The 18569-nt window shown below is 61.3% G+C and carries 16 protein-coding genes; 5 read left to right on the top strand and 11 right to left on the bottom strand.

All coding sequences use genetic code 11. The features are described from left to right. Positions 1 to 150: 150 nt before the first annotated feature. On the bottom strand, positions 151 to 1944 hold the full coding sequence (locus ACG2K1_RS04365; RefSeq protein WP_395429387.1) for a 2-isopropylmalate synthase: 1794 nt from the start codon (positions 1942 to 1944) through the stop codon (positions 151 to 153). Positions 1945 to 2236: 292 nt separating this feature from the next. Between ACG2K1_RS04365 and ACG2K1_RS04360 the strand changes: the two genes are divergently transcribed. Further along, complete coding sequence (locus tag ACG2K1_RS04360; protein WP_036495887.1) at positions 2237 to 3097, top strand: RnfABCDGE type electron transport complex subunit B; 861 nt, start codon at positions 2237 to 2239, stop codon at positions 3095 to 3097. Between the two features lie 260 nt (positions 3098 to 3357). Further along, the gene (locus ACG2K1_RS04355; protein ID WP_157697509.1) at positions 3358 to 3900 is read left to right on the top strand and encodes an energy transducer TonB; all 543 of its coding nucleotides are present in this window, start codon (positions 3358 to 3360) and stop codon (positions 3898 to 3900) included. Between the two features lie 251 nt (positions 3901 to 4151). On the opposite strand, the gene ACG2K1_RS04350 is transcribed toward ACG2K1_RS04355, so the two are convergent. Further along, positions 4152 to 4883 carry a LytTR family DNA-binding domain-containing protein gene (locus tag ACG2K1_RS04350; RefSeq protein ID WP_009425853.1) on the bottom strand — a complete coding sequence of 244 codons (732 nt, stop codon included), beginning with the start codon at positions 4881 to 4883 and terminating at the stop codon, positions 4152 to 4154. A gap of 212 nt (positions 4884 to 5095) precedes the next feature. Between ACG2K1_RS04350 and ACG2K1_RS04345 the strand changes: the two genes are divergently transcribed. Both ACG2K1_RS04345 and rng read left to right on the top strand, forming a co-directional pair. Beyond that, positions 5096 to 6262: a trans-sulfuration enzyme family protein gene (locus tag ACG2K1_RS04345; protein ID WP_395429386.1), complete on the top strand. Its 1167-nt coding sequence runs from the start codon at positions 5096 to 5098 to the stop codon at positions 6260 to 6262. Between the two features lie 111 nt (positions 6263 to 6373). Then, positions 6374 to 7867, top strand: coding sequence for a ribonuclease G (gene rng, locus ACG2K1_RS04340; protein WP_036495867.1), 1494 nt, complete (start codon positions 6374 to 6376; stop codon positions 7865 to 7867). A 179-nt stretch (positions 7868 to 8046) separates the two neighbouring features. Here the strand turns inward: rng and ACG2K1_RS04335 are convergent, their stop codons facing one another. The 5 genes from ACG2K1_RS04335 to eno all read right to left on the bottom strand — a co-directional run bounded on the left by ACG2K1_RS04335 (position 8047) and on the right by eno (position 12839). Beyond that, positions 8047 to 8727: an OmpA family protein gene (locus ACG2K1_RS04335; protein WP_009425850.1), complete on the bottom strand. Its 681-nt coding sequence runs from the start codon at positions 8725 to 8727 to the stop codon at positions 8047 to 8049. A 104-nt stretch (positions 8728 to 8831) separates the two neighbouring features. Continuing rightward, on the bottom strand, positions 8832 to 9665 hold the full coding sequence (locus tag ACG2K1_RS04330) for a YoaK family protein (protein ID WP_009425849.1): 834 nt from the start codon (positions 9663 to 9665) through the stop codon (positions 8832 to 8834). 117 nt (positions 9666 to 9782) lie between these two features. After that, positions 9783 to 11042, bottom strand: coding sequence for a glutamate-5-semialdehyde dehydrogenase (locus ACG2K1_RS04325; protein WP_395429385.1), 1260 nt, complete (start codon positions 11040 to 11042; stop codon positions 9783 to 9785). A 222-nt stretch (positions 11043 to 11264) separates the two neighbouring features. Then, a complete protein-coding gene (ftsB, locus tag ACG2K1_RS04320) occupies positions 11265 to 11543 on the bottom strand; it encodes a cell division protein FtsB (protein WP_009425847.1) in 279 nt (92 codons plus the stop codon). A 9-nt stretch (positions 11544 to 11552) separates the two neighbouring features. Then, positions 11553 to 12839, bottom strand: a complete 1287-nt coding sequence (eno, locus tag ACG2K1_RS04315; protein ID WP_009425846.1) for a phosphopyruvate hydratase — start codon at positions 12837 to 12839, stop codon at positions 11553 to 11555. A 185-nt stretch (positions 12840 to 13024) separates the two neighbouring features. On the opposite strand from eno, the gene mnmC reads away from it, so the two are divergent. Then, on the top strand, positions 13025 to 14593 hold the full coding sequence (gene mnmC, locus ACG2K1_RS04310; protein ID WP_395429384.1) for an FAD-dependent 5-carboxymethylaminomethyl-2-thiouridine(34) oxidoreductase MnmC: 1569 nt from the start codon (positions 13025 to 13027) through the stop codon (positions 14591 to 14593). Between the two features lie 421 nt (positions 14594 to 15014). On the opposite strand, the gene ACG2K1_RS04305 is transcribed toward mnmC, so the two are convergent. The 4 genes from ACG2K1_RS04305 to ACG2K1_RS04290 form a co-directional block, all read right to left on the bottom strand. Then, positions 15015 to 15809, bottom strand: a complete 795-nt coding sequence (locus tag ACG2K1_RS04305; RefSeq protein ID WP_395429383.1) for a hypothetical protein — start codon at positions 15807 to 15809, stop codon at positions 15015 to 15017. An 86-nt stretch (positions 15810 to 15895) separates the two neighbouring features. Next, entirely contained in the window at positions 15896 to 17305 is a 1410-nt protein-coding gene (thrC, locus tag ACG2K1_RS04300) for a threonine synthase (RefSeq protein ID WP_009425840.1), read from the bottom strand. A 90-nt stretch (positions 17306 to 17395) separates the two neighbouring features. After that, the gene (locus tag ACG2K1_RS04295) at positions 17396 to 17794 is read right to left on the bottom strand and encodes a hypothetical protein (RefSeq protein ID WP_009425839.1); all 399 of its coding nucleotides are present in this window, start codon (positions 17792 to 17794) and stop codon (positions 17396 to 17398) included. Positions 17795 to 17876: 82 nt separating this feature from the next. After that, a complete protein-coding gene (locus tag ACG2K1_RS04290) occupies positions 17877 to 18500 on the bottom strand; it encodes a phosphoribosylanthranilate isomerase (protein WP_395429382.1) in 624 nt (207 codons plus the stop codon). Positions 18501 to 18569 lie beyond the last annotated feature (69 nt).

The raw sequence follows: 18569 nt of genomic DNA, 5'->3' as shown, positions 1-18569 counted from the left end.
GCCTCTTTTATGTATAGCGGCTGGTTTAATAATAGATAGTTGGGCGTCGCCCGCAAACTTGACGTACACAAACGGACTAAGGCCGTCTGAAAGCAAGGCTTCAACGAAGTGAAACCCTGCTTTCAGACGGCCTCTTTGCGCGGCGGCGGTTTAAATATCGCCCTGCGCTTTCACTTTTTCCTCGCCGAATTCCAGTTTGCTCAAAGCCGACAGATAGGCTTTGGCGGTGGCGGCGAGCACGTCGGTGTCCGCGCCCTGTCCGTTGACGACGCGGTTGCCGCGAGCCAGGCGCACGCTGGTTTCGCCCTGGCTTTCCGTGCCCTGCGTCACGGCGTTCACCGAGTAAATCTGCAACACTGCGCCGCTCTGCACCACGCTTTCGATGGCCTTGAAAATCGCATCGACGGGACCCGAGCCTGTCGCCGAGGCGTGTTTTTCTTCGCCCCGCACGCTGAACACGATTTCGGCGCGCGGCATTTCGCCGGTTTCGGTGGTGATTTTCTGCGAAACGAATTTGTAGCTTTCGGCATTGAGGCTGACCATTTCGTCGGACACCAGCGCGTGCAGGTCTTCGTCGAAGATTTCCCGTTTTTTGTCGGCAAGTTCTTTGAAGCGGGCAAACGCGGCATTCAACGCTTCTTCGCTTTCCAATTCGATGCCCAATTCTGCCAATTTGCTGCGGAACGCGCTGCGGCCAGACAATTTGCCCAAGGTCAGGCGGTTGGTGGCCCAGCCGACCGATTCGGCAGTCATGATTTCATAAGTTTCGGGGTGTTTCAGTACGCCGTCCTGATGGATGCCCGATTCGTGCGCAAAGGCGTTTGCGCCGACCACCGCCTTGTTGGGCTGCACGGGATAGCCGGTAATGGTGGACACCAGTTTCGATGCCGGCACGATTTGCGTGGTGTCGATGCCCGTTTCCAAGCCGAACAAATCGTGGCGTACTTTCAGAGCCATCACAATTTCTTCCAAGCTGGCATTGCCCGCGCGTTCACCCAAACCGTTGATGGTGCATTCCACCTGGCGCACGCCTGCCTGAACGGCGGCCAGCGAATTGGCGACCGCCATGCCTAAGTCATTGTGGCAGTGTGTAGACCAGATGACCTTATTGCTGTTGGGCACACTTTTAATGATATTGCTGATACGCTCATACCAAACGGAAGGGATGGAGTAGCCGACGGTATCGGGAATATTGATGGTAGTCGCGCCCGCTTCAATCACCGCCGTAAAAATTTTAGCCAAAAAGTCCAAATCGGAACGAACCGCGTCTTCGGCGGAAAATTCCACATCATCCGTATATTCTTTGGCGATTTTCACCGCTTTCACCGCCGCATCAATCACCTGTTGCGGCTTCATTTTCAGTTTGTGCTCCATATGGATGGGGCTGGTGGCGATGAAGGTGTGGATGCGCTTTTTCGGCGCGGGGGAAACGGCTTCGCCCGCCTTGCGGACATCGTTTTCAACGGCACGTGCCAACGAGCAGACGGTGGCGTTAGTGATGATTTTGGCAATCGCGTTCACCGATTCGAAATCGCCCGGGCTGGCGGCGGCAAAGCCTGCTTCAATCACGTCCACGCCCATTTTTTCCAACTGGCGGGCAATACGGATTTTCTCTTCTTTAGTCATGGATGCGCCGGGCGACTGTTCGCCGTCGCGCATGGTGGTGTCGAATATGATGACGCGGTTGTTTTGGCTGGTGGTCATGGTGTTTTTCTCCAAGGTGGTTTGCTGCTGCATAAAAGCGTTCAAATCCAAAGACCGGCCTTGCGACTCGGCCAGCGCCAGCAGTTTGTTCAACTGCGAAAGCGGCAGCGAGCCGCGCACGCGCCATTTGTAGATGGCGGCCGTGCTGGCGGCGTTTTCGGGGTCTTGCTGCTTCAAAGCCTCGGCCAGCGCGTTCACGCCGCCGAAATAGGCGATTAAGCGGTCTATGTTCAATTGCATTTTTTGTCCAATCGTCATCGGGCAGTTTCTTCAAAGAAGAGGCGATTATACTGAAATTGGACAAAGTGGCAACAGAATCCGTCAGATTTTCTTTTCAGACGGTCCAAACAGCAAAATTTTTATACATTTTGTCCACAACAAATAAAAACGCAGCAGGCCGTTCCCGCCTTTGCGGGAATGACGTTTCTGAAAGCAAAATTTCAACAAAGTTATAGTGAGCCAAAACAAACGCCTTGCGAATCCATCTGTTACAATGCCGCCCCTTTTTCACCGACCCCAACCCGATTCCGCCATGACCGCCGTATCCGCCCGCCAAATCGACCGCCTGCTGCCGCAAACCCAATGCCGCGAATGCGGCTACGACGGCTGCCTGCCCTATGCCGAAGCACTCGCAGCGGGCAAAGCGGCAGTGAACCTGTGTGCACCGGGCGGCGAAGCGGTGATGCTCGACATCGCCCGGCTGCTCGGCAAACCGCCGCTCGCCCCCGCCAAAACGCAAACCCCCGCTCTGGCTTGGATAGACGAGTCCGCCTGCATCGGCTGCACCGCCTGCATCCGCGCCTGCCCCGTCGACGCCATCATGGGCGCATCCAAACTCATGCACACCGTCATCGCCGAAGAATGCACCGGCTGCGGCCTGTGCGTCGCCCCCTGTCCCGTCGACTGCATCCACATGAGGCTGTCTGAAAACCCGTCTGCCGACACCTTCCTGCCGCAGGCGCGCACCCTGTCCGACAACGAAACCGACCCGCGCTTTGCCGCCGCCGCCCACGCCCGCACCCGCTGGCAGAACCGCGAAACGCGTAAAACCCGCGAGGCCGAAGCCAGACAAAACCAACGTGCCGCCAAAGGAGCCGCCGCCCTACGCGCCCAATCCGCCGCAACCGCAGCCGCAAACACCGCCAAATCCGCCATCAACCCCGCCGACCTCATCGCGCAGGCCATGGCGCGCGCCAACGCGCAACAGGCACAGCGCAGCACCCCCGCCAACCGCGACCGTTTCAAAGCGCAGCAGTTGCAGGCCGCCCAAGAAAAAGCCGCGCTGCGCCGCTACCGCCGCGACGCGCAATACGGCAGCCCGGAGGAAAAAGCAGCTGCCCTCGAATGGCTGCGTCGGCACAAGGAAACACAAGAACAGGAAAACGGCGCTTGACCGTCCGCCTGTCGGATATGCGGAAAGGCCGTCTGAACACATGTTTTCACTTCATGGATGTTGCTTTCAGACTGCCTTTGTCCGTTTGCACATGTCAAGTTGCGGTCGGTGTCCGACTGCATCTATTGAAACAAAAAGGCCGTCTGAAAACAGGTTTTCCGAACCGCAAACCACCTCCCCGCTTTTCAGACGGCATTTTACCAACCCGTTCCGCCGTTCTTTCAGACGGCCTCCGACAGCCCGTCATTTTTAAAGAAACCATGCTCCGCAAACTCTCCGCCGCCCTTTTTCTGGCCGCCTGCCTCATCCGCCCCGCCGCTGCAAGCGATATTCCCGCCGTCCTCTATCAGGAAATCGGCGGCAGCGACCGCGCAGGCATTGGCCACGTCAGCGCCGTTTTCCCTGACACGGCAGGCTGCCAAACAGACCAACCCGTTTTCATCCTCTACGGCTCGTCCGTCCGCTTTCTGCGGCAGGCGGAAGACTTCCTGCGCCGCAATCCGCCGCCGCCCGCGCGAAAAATCGTCTTCACCGCCGCAGACCAATCCGTCCACGCAATCATTCCCGACCTGCGCCGCCCGCCCTACCCCGCCGCCTCGCTTGAAAACGGCGAGGAAGGCGAAATACTCATCGGGCTGGACACCGACGCGCGCGGGCGTATCCGCCGCAGCCGCATCCTCGAAGCTTCGCCCCATCCCCGCCTCAACAAGGCCGCCGCCCGCGCCGCTGCCGCATTGACAGGCCGAGGAAACGGCAAAGCAAACAGCCACTACTACTGGTTTGTCCGTTTCCAATTCGTCTGACGGAAAATGCAAAGAGGCCGTCTGAAACCCGATGCGGGTTTTCAGACGGCCTCTTCCCTGCATGGCGGCCTGTCCGATTCTTGACGCGGATATTGCGCCGTCAGGCGGCGATACCGAAGCGGCAAAGAGCGGATTGAGGCCTTCTGAAACTGCCCTCGCCCCGTTTTCAGACGGCCTCTGCCGCCTGCCCGAACGCAAAAAGCCCGCAGCGGAATACTGCGGGCTTTTCCGATGCCGTCGGGCGAAACGCCTTACGCGCCGTCGCGCAGGATGCGGCGGATGGCGGAGAGCTGGCGGCGGCTGACGGGCAGAACTTCTTCCACGTCCAGCACTTTCGCGCCCCAGCTGGCGTTGCCTTCGTCTTCGTCGCCGTCGAGTCGGATGAGGCTGTCGAGCGTGTGGCGCATCACCAGCGCGTTGCGGTGGACGCGGATAACTTTCTCGCCGAGCAGCTCTTCCCAGTGCACCAGCGTTTTGGGCAGCTCGTAGCGCGAGCCGTCGCCGGTGATGAGGAAGACGGTTTTCTGGTCGGCCTGCAGATAGCGCGCCTGCTGCCAGGGGATTTCGACCATGCGTTCGCGGTTAAACACTTGGAAGCTTTTGAATTCGTCGGCAGATTCTTCGATATTGCCCTGCACGCGCGCCAAGGCGGCCTGCAAGCGGGCGATTTTGATGGGTTTGAGCAGGTAGTCTTCCGCCGCCAGCTCGAAGGCGCGCAGGGCGTGTTCTTCGTAGGCGGTGGTGAAAATAACGTGTGGCTGTTTTTTGGCGATGCGTTTGATGCGTTCGACAAAATCGAGGCCGGTGATTTCGGGCATGTTGATGTCGGTAAACACGATGTCGGTTTCGTGTACGCTCAGCCATTCGAGGGCGGGCTTGGCGTGGGCGAATGTTTTGAGCAACACCACTCCGCATTCGTCCAAGAGGACGCGCAGGCGTTCGGCCGCCAGAATTTCGTCTTCGACTATGATTGCACTGGGCATAGTTTTGATACCGTTTGCTGATTTTCGTTGGGGCGCAATCGTAGCGGGTTAGCCCGCCCTCTGCAACCGTTTTGCCTGCTTTTCGGGCGAAGGCGCGGATGCGGAGGGCTTTTCACTCCGTTGAAGCTGCGCTTTCAGACGGCCTTTTCCGTTGCCCGCCCTTTTCAGACGGCCTAAAATCCGCCGCTCCACCCATCCAGAGGAGTTTTGCCATGACCCGCCGATTCGCCACCGAAGCCATCCACGCCGCCTACAATCCCGACGAGCACAACCGCGCCATCATGCCGCCCGTTTACCAGAATTCCATGTTCGCCATGAAGGAAATCGGCGAACAAATCCCCTTCCGCTACGCCCGCCTCGCCAACCCGACGCGCAAGGTGCTGGAAGACACCGCCGCCGCGCTGGAAAACGGCGCGGCCGGTTTCGCCTTCGCCAGCGGCATGGCGGGCATAGACTGCGTGTTCCGCACCTTTTTACGCCCGGGCGACACGATTATCGCCGTCAGCGACATCTACGGCGGCAGCTACGATCTGCTGACGGAGGTGTACGCCGCCTGGGGCGTGAACGTGGTGTTTGCCGACCTCACCGACCCCGCCAATCTCGACAAAGCCCTGGCGGAAAACAACAAGGTGAAACTCGTTTGGCTGGAAACGCCGTCCAACCCGCTTTTGCGCCTGGTCGACATCGCCGCGCTGGCCGCCAAAGCCAAGGCTGCAGGCGCGCTCACCGGCATCGACAACACCTTTGCCACGCCCTATCTGCAACAGCCGCTGGATATGGGCTGCGACATCGTTTTCCACTCCGCCACCAAATACCTGTGCGGCCATTCCGACGTGCTGATGGGCATCGTCGTCGCCAAAACACCCGAATTGGCCAAACCGCTGCACGCCATGATGGTGAACACCGGTGCGGTGGCCGGCCCCGCCGACTGCTCGCTGGTGCTGCGCGGCATCAAAACCCTTGCCCTCAGAATGGAGCGGCACTGCGCCAACGCGCTGGAAACCGCCCGCCGCCTCGAAGCGCATCCGGCGGTGGAAAAAGTGTTCTACCCCGGCCTGCCCTCGCACGAGCATCACGATTTGGCGCAGCGGCAGATGGCCAAAGGCTGCGGCGGCGTGGTGACAATTTATCTGAAAAACGACAGCCGCGAATCCGCCAACAGCGTGATTAAAAACATGAAACTGGTGCGCATGGCTTCCAGCCTCGGCGGCGTCGAAAGCCTGGTCAACCACTGCTACACCCAGTCGCACAGCGGCGTGCCGCCCGAAGTGAAAGCCGAACTGGGTATCCGCGTCGGCCTGCTGCGTTTTTCCGTCGGCATCGAAGACATCGAAGACATCTGGGCGGACATCTCCGCCGCGCTGGACACCACGCTGTAAAGCGCTTTCCGCCACATATAAAGGCCGTCTGAAAAATATTTTCAGACGGCCTCTTCCTTTCAGACGGCCTGCCGTTTCGGTATCATGGCGGCTTCGCAAAGAAAGCATATCATGATACCCGGCATCCCACTCCACAAAGACATCGTCCGCCCGCCCGAAACCATCCTCGTCAACATCACCCCGCAGGAAACCCGCGTCGCCATCCTCGAAGAAAACAACATCTGCGAGCTGCACATCGAGCGCAATTCCGGCCACGGCCTGGTGGGCAACATCTATCTGGGCGTGGTGCGCCGCGTGCTGCCCGGCATGCAGAGCGCCTTTATCGACATCGGCCTGGAACGCGCCGCCTTCCTACACATCGTCGACATCCTCGAACAGCGCAAAAACCCCGAAGAAACCCAGCGCATCGAACACGTTTTGTTTGAAGGGCAGACCCTGCTCGTCCAAGTCATCAAAGACCCCATCAACAGCAAAGGCGCGCGCCTGTCGACGCAGATTTCGCTGGCCGGACGCTTCCTCGTCCACCTGCCGCAGGAAGAGCACATCGGCGTGTCGCAGCGCATCGAAGACCACGGCGAGCGCCACAACCTGCGCGGCCGCCTCAACAGCCTGCTGCCGCCCGACTCCGCCCACGGCTACATCATCCGCACCAGCGCAGAAACCGCCACCGACGCCGAATTGCAGGCCGACATCGGCTATCTCACCAAAGTCTGGCAGGACATCCAGCAGCAGGCCAAAACCCTACCCGCCGGTTCGCTGCTCTATCAAGACCTGCCCCTGAGCCTGCGCGTTTTGCGCGACATGTTCAGCGGCAACACCCGCGAAATCCTCGTCGATTCCAAAGAAAACTTCGCCAAAATGCAGCACTTCGCCGCCCAATACGTGCAGGATGCGGCCGACAAAATCAAACTCTTCTCCGGCGAGCGTCCGCTGTTTGAAACCCACAACGTCGAAGCCGAGATCAACCGCGCCCTGCAACCGCGCGTCAGCCTCAATTTCGGCAGCTACCTCATCATCGAAGCCACAGAAGCCATGACGACGATAGACGTCAACACCGGCGGCTTTGTCGGCGCGCGCAACTTCGACGAAACCATCTTCAAAACCAACCTCGAGGCCTGCCACGCCATCGCCCGCGAACTGCGCCTGCGCAACCTCGGCGGCATCATCATCATCGACTTCATCGACATGGCCTCCGACGCCCACCGCGAAGCCGTGTTGCAGGAATTGGCCAAAGCCCTCAGCTTCGACCGCACCCGCGTCACCCTCAACGGCTTCACCAGCCTCGGCCTGGTCGAACTCACGCGCAAACGCACGCGCGAAAACCTCAACCAAGTCTTGTGCGAGCCCTGCCCCGCCTGCCAGGGCAGAGGCCGTCTGAAAACGCCGCAAACCGTCTGCTACGAAATCCAACGCGAAATCGTGCGCGAAAACCGCCGCTTCGACGCCAAAGAATTCCGCATCCTCGCCTCGCCCGAAGTGATCGACCTGTTTCTTGACGAAGAATCCCAGTCGCTGGCGATGTTGATCGACTTTATCGGCAAACCCGTGTCGCTGGCAGTGGAAAACAGTTACACGCAGGAGCAGTTTGACGTGGTGTTGGTTTAGCCAGCCAACCGTTTGACTTGCCGACATATAGTGAAACAACACGAAAATCTACGGCGTTGCTGCCTTGTATCTTTCCGTGTTGGTTCACTATACAAAAGGCCGTCTGAAAAACCTTTCAGACGGCCTTTGCCGTTTTGGCTGCGCCGAAGCCGCGCTTTCAGACGGCCTCAAACGGCGTTTTACTGTATCTGCTGCTGCGCGGCGCGCACGGCGTTCTGATCGGGGTTGATCAGGATTTCGACGCGGCGGTTTTGCGCGCGGCCTTCGGCGGTGGCGTTGGAGGCAACCGGCTGGCGCGAGCCGTGGCCGTAGGTGGCGAGACGCGAGCCGCTGACGCCGCGCGATTGCAGGAAGGTGGCGACGGCTTGGGCGCGGCGCTGCGACAGCGGATCGTTGATGGCGTCGGAGCCTGTGTTGTCGGTGTGGCCGTTGATGGTGAGGGTGGTGTCGGGGTATTGGGTGAGGGTTTGCGCGGCGGCAGCGAGGGCGTTTTGCGCGTTGGTGCTGAGGGTGGCGCTGTTGGTCGGGAAGGTCACGTTTTCGGGCATCACCAGTTTGATTTGGTTGCCGCTGCGCTCGACGTTCACGCCGGTGTTGGCGAGGTTTTCGCGCAGTTTTTTCTCCTGGTAGTCCATGTAGCCGCCGATGCCCGCGCCGATGGCGCCGCAGGCCAGCGCGGAATTGCGCGCGCCTTTGCTGCCGTGGCTCAATGCGCCGATGATGCCGCAGACGGCGGCGCCGCCGAGGCCAAAGGAGGCGGTTTTGCTGGCTTTCTGCGTGCCGTCGGCGTAAGTGATGCAGCCGCTGAGAGCGAGGGATGCGGCAATAGCGGTGACGGTGAGAGAGTTAAACAGTTTCATGTGTCGTCCTTTCTAAAATCGGTAATGTAAAGATTGCGGAGCGGCGGAATATAGCCCGAGGGCGCGGGCGGCAGAAGCGGCCTTAACGTGAAATTACCCGCGCTTTACCGTTTGGCGCGTTTTCGCTGCCGCCAGTACATGCGCCAGCGGATTTTGACGTCGTAACCCACCGATCCTGCGCCGAACCAAAAGAGGAGCGCCGACACGGGCAGGGTGAAATGGTAGCCGAGGCGGTGGTAGCCCCACGCGCCGGTGAAGCCGCCGCAGAGAAAGGCGGCGGCCAGCAAAAGAAGCAGGCGCATTTTCGGTTTGTTGACGCGCACGTCGGTCAGGCGGGGATGGTCGCTGCGGCGGTAGTAGAGGACTTTGGCCAGCTCGATGCCCAAATCGGTGACGGTGCCGGTCATGTGGGTGGAGCGGATAACGCCGCCGGAGAGGACGGTGAGGACGGTGTTGTGCATGCCCATGATGAAGCACAACAGCAGAAGGGTGGGCGGGGCGAAGATTTTGCCGTAGTGCGCCAAGGCGACACCGAGCAGGCCGAACACCAGCAGGTAGAAGCCTTCCAGCCACATCGACAGGCCGTAGCCGCTGCGGAAGCGCTGGCGCTTGGCCCACAGTATCGTCCAGCTCGAATGCGCCGCGCCCAGCAAAAAGGCGAACACGCCCGCCATCATCACCGCCGCGCCTTCCCAGTCACCGAGAAAGGCGGCATCAGCCGCGCCGGACATCGCGCCGCTGACGTGGGAGGTGTAGCTTTTGACGGCGAAAAAGCCGCCCGCGTTAATCGCGCCGGCCAGAAAGGCCATGATGCCGCACAGGGCGCGGAAACCGGAAACGGTGATTTCGCAGTTGTGCAGGTAGGGCTTGTCGGCCTGCCAGAAGGGCTGGTGGTGGGGGCGGTAGATCGGTTTCTGATGCGGCGGCCGCGCTTGCATGGTGGTCGGATTCGGGTGGAGTGAAAGTTTGTCGGGAAACGGTTTGAGGCCGTCTGAAAAGGCCGTCTGAAAGGTTTTTCCGGAGTTTTCAGACGGCTTAAGGTCTGCCGGTGCGACTCAGGTGCGTATCTGCCCGTCGCCCAGCACGATCCATTTTTGCGAGGTGAGGCCGTGCAGACCGACGGGGCCGCGGACGTGGATTTTGTCGGTGGAGATGCCGATTTCCGCGCCGAGGCCGTATTCGAAGCCGTCGGCGAAACGGGTGGAGGCGTTGACCATCACGCTGGCCGAATCGACGGTGCGCAGGAACGTTTGCGCGCGGCCGAGGTGTTCGGTGACGATGCTGTCGGTGTGGCCGCTGCCGTGGCGGTTGATGTGTTCGACGGCTTCTTGCGCCGAGTCAACGATTTTCACCGACAAAACGGGGGCGAGGTATTCGGTGTCCCAGTCTTCGTCTGAGGCCGTCTGAATGTCGGGCAGAACGGCCAGCGTGCGCGGGCAGCCGCGCAGTTCCACGCCTTTTTCGCGGTAGCGCGCGGCCAGCGGCGGCAGCAGCTCGACGGCGCGCGCTTCGTGCACCAGCAGGGTTTCCATGGTGTTGCAGGTGCCGTAGCGCGAGGTTTTGGCGTTGAAGGCGATGTTGACGGCTTTTTCGGCGTCGGCGAACTCGTCGAGGTAGACGTGGCAGATGCCGTCGAGGTGTTTGATAACCGGCACGCGGGCTTCGGCGGCGATGCGCGACACCAGCGATTTGCCGCCGCGCGGGATAACGACGTCGATCAAATCGGGGCTTTGCAGCATCACGCCGACGCCCTCGCGGCCGGTGTGTTCGATAAAAGCCGCGGCGTCGGCGGGCAGGCCGTTTTCGTGCAGTGCCTGGCGGATGAGTTTGGCAATCGCGCCGTTGCTGTTTACCGCCTCGCTGCCGCCGCGCAACACGCAGGCGTTGCCCGATTTCAGGCACAGGGCGGCGGCATCGGCGGTAACGTTCGGCCGCGATTCGTAAATGATGCCGATAACGCCCAGCGGCACGCGCATTTTGCCGATTTGCAGGCCGTTGGGGCGGGTGCGGAATTCGTCCATTTCGCCGACGGGATCGGGCAGTGCGGCAATCTGGCGCAGGCCTTCGCGGATGTGGTCTATGCCCGCATCCGTCAGGCGCAGGCGGTCGAGCATGGCGGCGTCCAGCCCTTTGGCGGCGGCGTTGTCGCAGTCTTGGCGGTTGGCGGCGAGAACGGCGGCGCGGTGTTTGTCGAGTAGTTCGGCGGCGCGCAGCAGCACGGCGTTTTTCACTGCGCCGGGGGCGGCGGCCGTCTGAAAATAAGCGGCGCGGGCGGCGGCGGCTTTGGCGCGGACGTAGGCGGCGGTGTCCTGCATGGGATTCTCCTTTTTTGTCGTTGTGCGTCGTTGTACAGGATTCGGATAATAAACGAACGAAGGCCGTCTGAAAACGGAAAGGCCGTCTGAAAAGGGCTTTCAGACGGCCTCCGGATGCGGTTCGGTACGGCAAACCCGCGCACCGCCGGGCGGCACGCCGCAAAGGCAACGAAAAAGGCCGTCTGAAAGCCGCAAAACGGTTTTTCAGACGGCCTTTACAGGCTATTTGGCGGGCTTGACGAGACGGTAGTAAATCTCGCCCTCTTCGATATAGCCCAAATCGACGCGGGCGATTTCGGCGATGGCTTCGCTGCCTTCCTGCAAGTCGGCCACTTCGGCCGACATGGCGGCATTGCGCAGGCGCAGGGCGGCGTTGGCGGTTTGGCGCAGCGCAAGCTGTTTTTCCATTCTGGCCGCATCCTGATAGCTGCCTTTGCCCGCCCACAGTTTGTATTGGAAGAAGACAAAGGCCGAAATCAGAACAAGTGTCACCCACTTCATAACGCTGCCTTATTTGCCGCTTTGGTAAAACGCGGCGCGGCCGGGGTAGTGCGCGGCTTCGCCCAGCTCTTCTTCGATGCGCAGAAGCTGGTTGTATTTGGCCATGCGGTCGGAGCGCGAGAGCGAGCCGGTTTTGATCTGCATGCAGTTGGTAGCGACGGCCAAATCGGCGATGGTGGCATCTTCGGTTTCGCCCGATCGGTGGCTCATCACGGCGGCGTAGCGGTTGCGCTTGGCCAGCTCGACGGCTTTGAGGGTTTCGCTCAGCGTGCCGATTTGGTTCACTTTCACCAGCAGGGCGTTGGCTACGCCCGCTTCGATGCCTTCGGCGAGGATTTTCGGGTTGGTGACGAACAAATCGTCGCCGACAAGCTGGACTTTGCCGCCGAGTTTTTCGGTGAGCAGCTTCCAGCCTGCCCAGTCGTTTTCGTCCATGCCGTCTTCAATGGAGATGATGGGGTATTTGCCGGCCAGTTTGGCGAGGTAGTCGGCGAATTCTTCACTTGTCAGGGCGAGTTTTTCGGCGGAGAGGTGGTATTTGCCGTCTTTATAGAATTCGCTGGAGGCGCAGTCGAGGGCGAACAGCACGTCTTCGCCGGTTTTGTAGCCTGCGGCTTCGACGGCTTCCTGCATCAGTTGCAGGGCTTCTTCGTGGCTGGCGAGGTTGGGCGCAAAGCCGCCTTCGTCGCCGACGGTGGTGGGATAGCCTTTTTGGTCGCACAGTTTTTTCAGGGCATGGAACACTTCCGCGCCGCAGCGCAGGGCTTCTCGGAAGGTGGGGGCGCCGACGGGCATAATCATGAATTCCTGGATGTCGAGGCTGTTGTTGGCGTGTGCGCCGCCATTGATCACGTTCATCATCGGCACGGGCATGGACATCGGGCCGGCGCCGCCGAGATAGCGGTAAAGCGGCAGACCGGCGTCTTCGGCGGCGGCGCGGGCGACGGCCATGGAAACGGCCAGCGTGGCGTTGGCGCCGAGGCGGCCTTTGTTGTCCGTGCCGTCCAGCTCGATCATGATTTTGTCGATGTAGCTCTGTTCGGAGGCATCGATGCCGATTAATGCTTGGGCGATTTCGTTGTTCACATGCTCGACGGCCTGCAACACGCCTTTGCCGAGGTAGCGGGTTTTGTCGCCGTCGCGCAGCTCCAAGGCTTCTTTCTGGCCGGTGGACGCGCCGCTGGGCACGGCCGCGCGTCCCATAACGCCGCTTTCCAGCAGCACGTCGCATTCCACTGTGGGGTTGCCGCGCGAGTCGAGGATTTCGCGGGCGAAGATGTCGATGATGGCACTCATGGGGTCTCTCCTAAATGTAAATGGGTTGGAATCGAAACGGATAGCTTTCAAACGGCCGCACGGCAAAAGCCCTGCGGCGAAAAGGCGCGATTATACCCGTTAAGGCCGTCTGAAAACCATGCGCGGCAGCGGTTTTCGCGCAAGGCGGTGTATACTGCCGCCGCCGTATTCGCAAGGAAAACCGCATGACCGCCGTTTGGAACGCCCCGCTCCCCGCCGCAGAACTCATCCGCGCCGCCGAAACACACCGCTGCCTGATTGTCTGCCTGCCCGATTTTCGCCTGCCCGAATTTGCCGCCTCCGCCGCACCCTGCGGCAGAGAGCGGCATTTTCTTGCGGCCTGGCCGCAGCAGTCCGCCTGCCTGCAATTTGCCGCGCCCAACATCCTGCGCGGACTGCTGCCCGATTGCGAGCTGTGGCTGATGCCGCCCGCCTGCGCCGAGCATCTGCACGAACATTTTTCAGGCGGCCTGCACTGGCAGACCGAGTCCGTGCCGCAAACCGCCGCCGCACCGTACAAACCGTGGTACAGGCCGTCTGAAAACCCCGTTTCCCCGCCGGAACACGTTGCCGTAATCGGCGCAGGCATCGCGGGCGCGGCCACGGCCTACGCGCTGGCCTCGCGCGGCGTGCGCGTCACCGTGCTCGAAGCGGGTGCTGCGGCGCAGGCGGGCAGCGGCAACCGCCAGGGTCTGCTCTACGCCAAAATCTCCGCACACGACACCGAACAAACCGAGCTGCTGCTGGGCGGCTACGGCCACAGCCGCCGCCTGCTCGACGAGTTGCTGCCCGAACAGGAAAACTGGCAGCCCTGCGGCCTGCTCCACCTCAACCACAACGCCGCCGAAACCCGCCGAAACAAGCAACTCGCCGCGCAAACCCGCCACGCCCACCTCTATCGCGGCGTCACCGCCGCCGAAGCCTCCGCCATCGCCGGCATCGACATCCTTTCAGACGGCCTCTACTGGCCGCAGGGCGCATGGCTGCACCCCGCCGCGCTGGTACGCGCCCTGCTCGCCCATCCCGCCGTCACCCTGTGCGAACACGAGCCGCTCCTGTCCGCCGAACACCGCGGCGGCGCATGGCACTTGTCCACCCCGGCGCGCACCCTGTCCGCCAGCCACATCGTCTACTGCACTGGCGCCGACAGCCCGCGTTTCCCCGCCCTCGCCGCCCTGCCTTGGCAGATGATACGCGGCCAGACCAACCTCGCCGCCGCCACGCCCTACTCAGGCCGTCTGAAAACCGCCCTGTCCGCCGCAAGCTACATCAGCCCCGCATGGCAGGGACAGCACTGCTACGGCGCCAGCTTCACCCCGCACGACAGCGGCACGGATTGGCGCGAGGCCGACGCCGAACACAACCGCTGCGAACTCGAACGCCTGCACCCGCAGCTTGCCGCCTCGCTGCTTGCCGAACCGACCGCCGCAGGCCACGCCGCCGTGCGCTGCGACAGCCCCGACCACCTGCCCGCAGTCGGCCGCATCGCCGACTACGCCGCCATGCAGCACCTGTACGCCAAACTCGCCCACGACAAAAACTACCCGCTCGACGAGCCCTGTCCCTGGCTGCCGAACGCCTGGGTCAACGCCGCCCACGGCAGCCGCGGCCTCGCCACCGCCCCCTGGTGCGCCGAACAGACCGCCGCCGAAATCCTCGGCCTGCCGCAACCCTTCTCCCGCCGCCTGCGCGAAGCCCTGCACCCCAACCGCCACATCGTCCGCGCCCTCGTGCGCGGGCACGAGGCGGCATAACACAGGCCGTCTGAATGCCTTTCAGACGGCCTTCCCGATGGCAAAAACCGCGTGCGTGGCAGAGCCACACACCCTACGGCATAAGGGCTACGCTTGCTGCAGGCGCAGTTTTAGACGACACAAAAAAACCGCCCCATCCCGAGCACGCCAAACACATCCGCCGCGAACTGCGCCGCGTGCAAAACGCGCTGTTGTGGCACGGCGTGCCACCCGATACGGCAGCCGCGCAGGTCGGGCATTTATGCCCGACGCTCGCCCGTTTGTGCGCCATGCTTGTCGGGCATAAATGCCCGACCTACCGAACTACGCTTGCTAGCAAGCGTAGCCTGCATGATGTAGGGTGTGTGGCTCTGCCATGCACGCGGTTCAAGACCGTCTGAAATCGGCTTTTCAGACGGCCTTTTTGCCTGCACGAGCGCCGTCAGTCCAAATCCGCCAGTGCAAACAGAGCGGCGAGGGCGGCGAGGCGCAGGACGTCGCGTCCCCAGCGCGAGTGGCTCAGGCAGTGCAGCCAGGCGACGGGTTTTTCGGTTTGCAAAACGAGGCGGCGCACTTCTTCGGGCTGCGCCAGCAGTTTGTCGTGCCACAGCGCTGCCGCCTGCGCCAGCAGGCCGTGGCGTTTGAGCAGCAGGGCGGTGGAATGCAGGTAGCACAGCCAGTCGCGGCTTTGGCATTCGGTAAGGGTGAGCACTTCGGCGGGGTCGTCTTCAAAATCGAGAAAGCCGACCGTGCCGTCCGCAATCATCATGTTGCGGGCGAAGGCCTGGCTGAGAAACTGTCCTTTGGCGTGCACATCGGCAATCGCGTCCAAGCCTGCCGTCCATGCCGCGAGGTGGCGGCCTTTGGCTTCCTGTTCGATTTGCGTATCGAGCTGGATGCCGCCGAGATTGCCGATCATCAGGGCGTCGGGCTGCTGCGCCAGAAGTTCGGACACATTGACGCCCGCCGCTTTCAGTTCGCGCAGGCGGCGCGCTTCGGTGGCGACGGCTTTTTCGCCGCCGAGGTTGGGCACGGGTTTGAGTACGCCCAAACGCAGGGGTTTGGTAACCATGCCCAGCAGGGCGTAGCGCCACGCGGCATTGCGCCTGCCCGCCTTGCGTATCCAGACGGTGAGGCCGTCTGAAAAGGTGTAGCGGGCGATGCCGCCTTTCTGCGCGGCGGCGAGGCGGGCGAGTTCGGCGGCAAAGTTGTGCTGCGGGGTGTCTGTTTCGTTCATCTTTCTTTTGCTTGTGCTGCGGATAAAAAAAGCCGAACCGCAGGCGCGGAATCGGCTGTCGTACTGCGGGATGTCAAACGACGGGTTTATGCCGATGCGGCGCGGATAATGTCTTTCACGGCCTGCGCGCTGTTGGGCACGCTCTGCACTTTCTGCGGCAGGTTTTCCAAGCCCGCGAGCTTTTCGGGGCGCGGAACGGCAACGCTGCCCACGGCTTCGCGGATGGTGTCTTCAAACTTGGCCGCCAGCGCGGTTTCGAGGCAGACGATAATTTCGCCGTTTTCACGCACTTGGCGGGCGACTTTCACGCCGTCGGCGGTGTGCGGGTCGATGAGTTCGCCGTCTTGCTCATACACCTGTTTGATGGTGGCGAGGCGGTCGGCATGGGTGGATTTGCCGGAAACAAAACCGTATTTCTGCCGCACTTTGTCCAGCGCAAAATGCAAATCGAAGCCTTTGCCCACGCCCACTTCTGCCCACAGCGTTTCGATTTCGCCCGCATCGCGCTCCATCAGGTCGAACACGAAACGCTCGAAGTTGGATGCTTTGGAAATGTCCATCGACGGGCTGGACGTAACATGGGTTTGCGCCGCGTTGCGCGGACGGTAGCGGCCGGTTTTGAAAAACTCGTCGAGCACGTCGTTTTCGTTGGTGGCGACAATCAGACGGCCTATCGGCAAGCCCATCTGTTTGGCGATGTGTCCGGCACAGACGTTGCCGAAATTGCCGCTGGGTACGCAGAAACTGACGGTTTCGCCGTTGTTTTGCGTGGCGTTGAAATAGCCGGCGAAGTAGTACACCACCTGCGCGACGATGCGCCCCCAGTTGATGGAATTGACCGTGCCGATGTGGTATTGCTCTTTAAACGCGGCATCGTTTTGCACGGCTTTAACGATGTCCTGACAGTCGTCAAACATACCCTCCACGGCGATATTGTGGATGTTTGCATCTTGCAGGCTGTACATTTGCGCGCGCTGGAACGCGCTCATTTTGCCCTCGGGCGAAAGCATAAACACATTGATGCCTTTTTTGCCGCGCAGCGCGTATTCGGCAGCCGAGCCGGTGTCGCCGCTGGTTGCGCCCAGAATATTGAGCGTTTTGCCCTCTTTGTTTAACACGTATTCAAACGCGTTGCCGAGAAACTGCATCGCCATGTCTTTAAACGCCAGCGTCGGGCCGTTGGAGAGGGCTTGGATTTTGAGGCCGTCTGAAAGAGTGCGTACAGGCGTGATGGCTTGCGTGCCGAAAGTTGCTTCGGTGTAGGTGCGGCTGACGATGTCGCGCAAATCTTCGGCGGGGATGTCGGTGGCAAACAGGCTGATGATTTCAAAGGCCAGTTCGGCATAACTCAGGCCGCGCCATTTTTGCAGCGTGGCCGCGTCGATGTGCGGATAACGCTCGGGCAGCATCAGGCCGCCGTCGGGGGCGAGCCCCATCAGTAAAACTTCGCTGAATGCTTTGTGCGCGGTGTTGCCGCGCGTGCTGATGTATTTCATGTTCTGGTCTTTTTCTGTTCGGGATGGGTAACGTGTTTTCAGACGGCCTCCACAGCCTGCATGGCTTAATGGAGGCCGTCTGAAAAGGGTTTAGCGGTAGAGGCGTTTGAAGCAGGCGGTTACCGTTTTCGCGGTGATGTTCGCCACGGTTTGCGGCACGGTGTCGCGGTTGGTCGCCAGGCTCATCAGGTCGTTGGCCGAAAGCTGGTTGGGCGCTTCCTCGCTGGCACAGCTGCAGATTTTACGTTCCCACTCGGCCTGTTTTTCGGCACTCATCGCCAGCGCGATCATGCGCCATTCCTTGCGCTGTTGCAGCTCGCTGACGCATTGGTTGTTAATCACGCTTTTCACCAGCGAACCGGCCAGACCGCCTGCCGACTGCTGCGAACCGCCGCCCATCAGGCTGCCCAGCGACATATTGCCGCCGCCCGCGTCCGCACAGCCCGACAACAACACGGCAAGCGCCGCCAAATATGCAAATTTTTTCATCGCGTTTTCCTTTAATCTAATCCACGGTTTGCCAAAGCGCGCATTCTACCGCAAAGCGCCCGCGGCATCACAGCCGCCCTGTTCAGACGGCCTGCACCGCCCGCAAAAACGCGGCCATTTTCTCCGCGCTTTTGATGCCTGCCGCGCTTTCCACGCCGCCGGACACGTCCACCGCCGCCGCGCCCGAAACGCGCACGGCTTCGGCCACGTTTTGCGGCGTCAGCCCGCCCGCCAGTATCCACGGTTTGCCCGCGTATTCGCGCAAAAGCGTCCAATCGAAGCTCTGCCCCGTGCCGCCGTATTCCTGCGGATGGTAGGCGTCGAACAGCAGCGCGCGGGCGTTCGGAAAGCGGTTTGAGGCCGTCTGAATGTCCTCCGCCGAGCGCACGCGCACGGCTTTGAGGTAAGGGAGGGAGAACTGGCGGCAAAACTCATCATCTTCGTCGCCGTGAAACTGAATCACGTCAAGCGGCACGCGGCGCAGCACTTCGCGGATGTTGTCGGCGCTTTCGTTGACGAACAGGCCGACGGCACAGACGAAAGGCGGCAGCGAGGCGGCAATCTGCGCGGCCTGCTGCGCCGTGACGGCACGGCGGCTTTTTTCGTAAAACACCAGCCCGACGGCGTCCGCACCGAGCGCGGCGGCGGCGGCGGCGTCTTCGGCGCGGGTGAGGCCGCAGATTTTGGTGCGGATTTTGGTTTTCATATCGCGGATTCCTTGTTTCGGTTTTTCAGACGGCATTGACGGTGCGGAAGGCCGTCTGAAAAGGGGTTG

This window comes from Neisseria sp. 23W00296 (assembly GCF_044772855.1).
In the GTDB taxonomy this organism is placed as follows: Bacteria; Pseudomonadota; Gammaproteobacteria; order Burkholderiales; family Neisseriaceae; genus Neisseria.
This window is presented reverse-complemented; position numbering and strand designations above follow the sequence as displayed.

Coding starts and splice junctions, on each gene's coding strand:
- ACG2K1_RS04365 (WP_395429387.1), bottom strand. CDS start 1,944: ATGCAATTGAACATAGACCGCTTAATCGCCTATTTCGGCGGCGTGAAC.
- ACG2K1_RS04360 (WP_036495887.1), top strand. CDS start 2,237: ATGACCGCCGTATCCGCCCGCCAAATCGACCGCCTGCTGCCGCAAACC.
- ACG2K1_RS04355 (WP_157697509.1), top strand. CDS start 3,358: ATGCTCCGCAAACTCTCCGCCGCCCTTTTTCTGGCCGCCTGCCTCATC.
- ACG2K1_RS04350 (WP_009425853.1), bottom strand. CDS start 4,883: ATGCCCAGTGCAATCATAGTCGAAGACGAAATTCTGGCGGCCGAACGC.
- ACG2K1_RS04345 (WP_395429386.1), top strand. CDS start 5,096: ATGACCCGCCGATTCGCCACCGAAGCCATCCACGCCGCCTACAATCCC.
- rng (WP_036495867.1), top strand. CDS start 6,374: ATGATACCCGGCATCCCACTCCACAAAGACATCGTCCGCCCGCCCGAA.
- ACG2K1_RS04335 (WP_009425850.1), bottom strand. CDS start 8,727: ATGAAACTGTTTAACTCTCTCACCGTCACCGCTATTGCCGCATCCCTC.
- ACG2K1_RS04330 (WP_009425849.1), bottom strand. CDS start 9,665: ATGCAAGCGCGGCCGCCGCATCAGAAACCGATCTACCGCCCCCACCAC.
- ACG2K1_RS04325 (WP_395429385.1), bottom strand. CDS start 11,042: ATGCAGGACACCGCCGCCTACGTCCGCGCCAAAGCCGCCGCCGCCCGC.
- ftsB (WP_009425847.1), bottom strand. CDS start 11,543: ATGAAGTGGGTGACACTTGTTCTGATTTCGGCCTTTGTCTTCTTCCAA.
- eno (WP_009425846.1), bottom strand. CDS start 12,839: ATGAGTGCCATCATCGACATCTTCGCCCGCGAAATCCTCGACTCGCGC.
- mnmC (WP_395429384.1), top strand. CDS start 13,025: ATGACCGCCGTTTGGAACGCCCCGCTCCCCGCCGCAGAACTCATCCGC.
- ACG2K1_RS04305 (WP_395429383.1), bottom strand. CDS start 15,809: ATGAACGAAACAGACACCCCGCAGCACAACTTTGCCGCCGAACTCGCC.
- thrC (WP_009425840.1), bottom strand. CDS start 17,305: ATGAAATACATCAGCACGCGCGGCAACACCGCGCACAAAGCATTCAGC.
- ACG2K1_RS04295 (WP_009425839.1), bottom strand. CDS start 17,794: ATGAAAAAATTTGCATATTTGGCGGCGCTTGCCGTGTTGTTGTCGGGC.
- ACG2K1_RS04290 (WP_395429382.1), bottom strand. CDS start 18,500: ATGAAAACCAAAATCCGCACCAAAATCTGCGGCCTCACCCGCGCCGAA.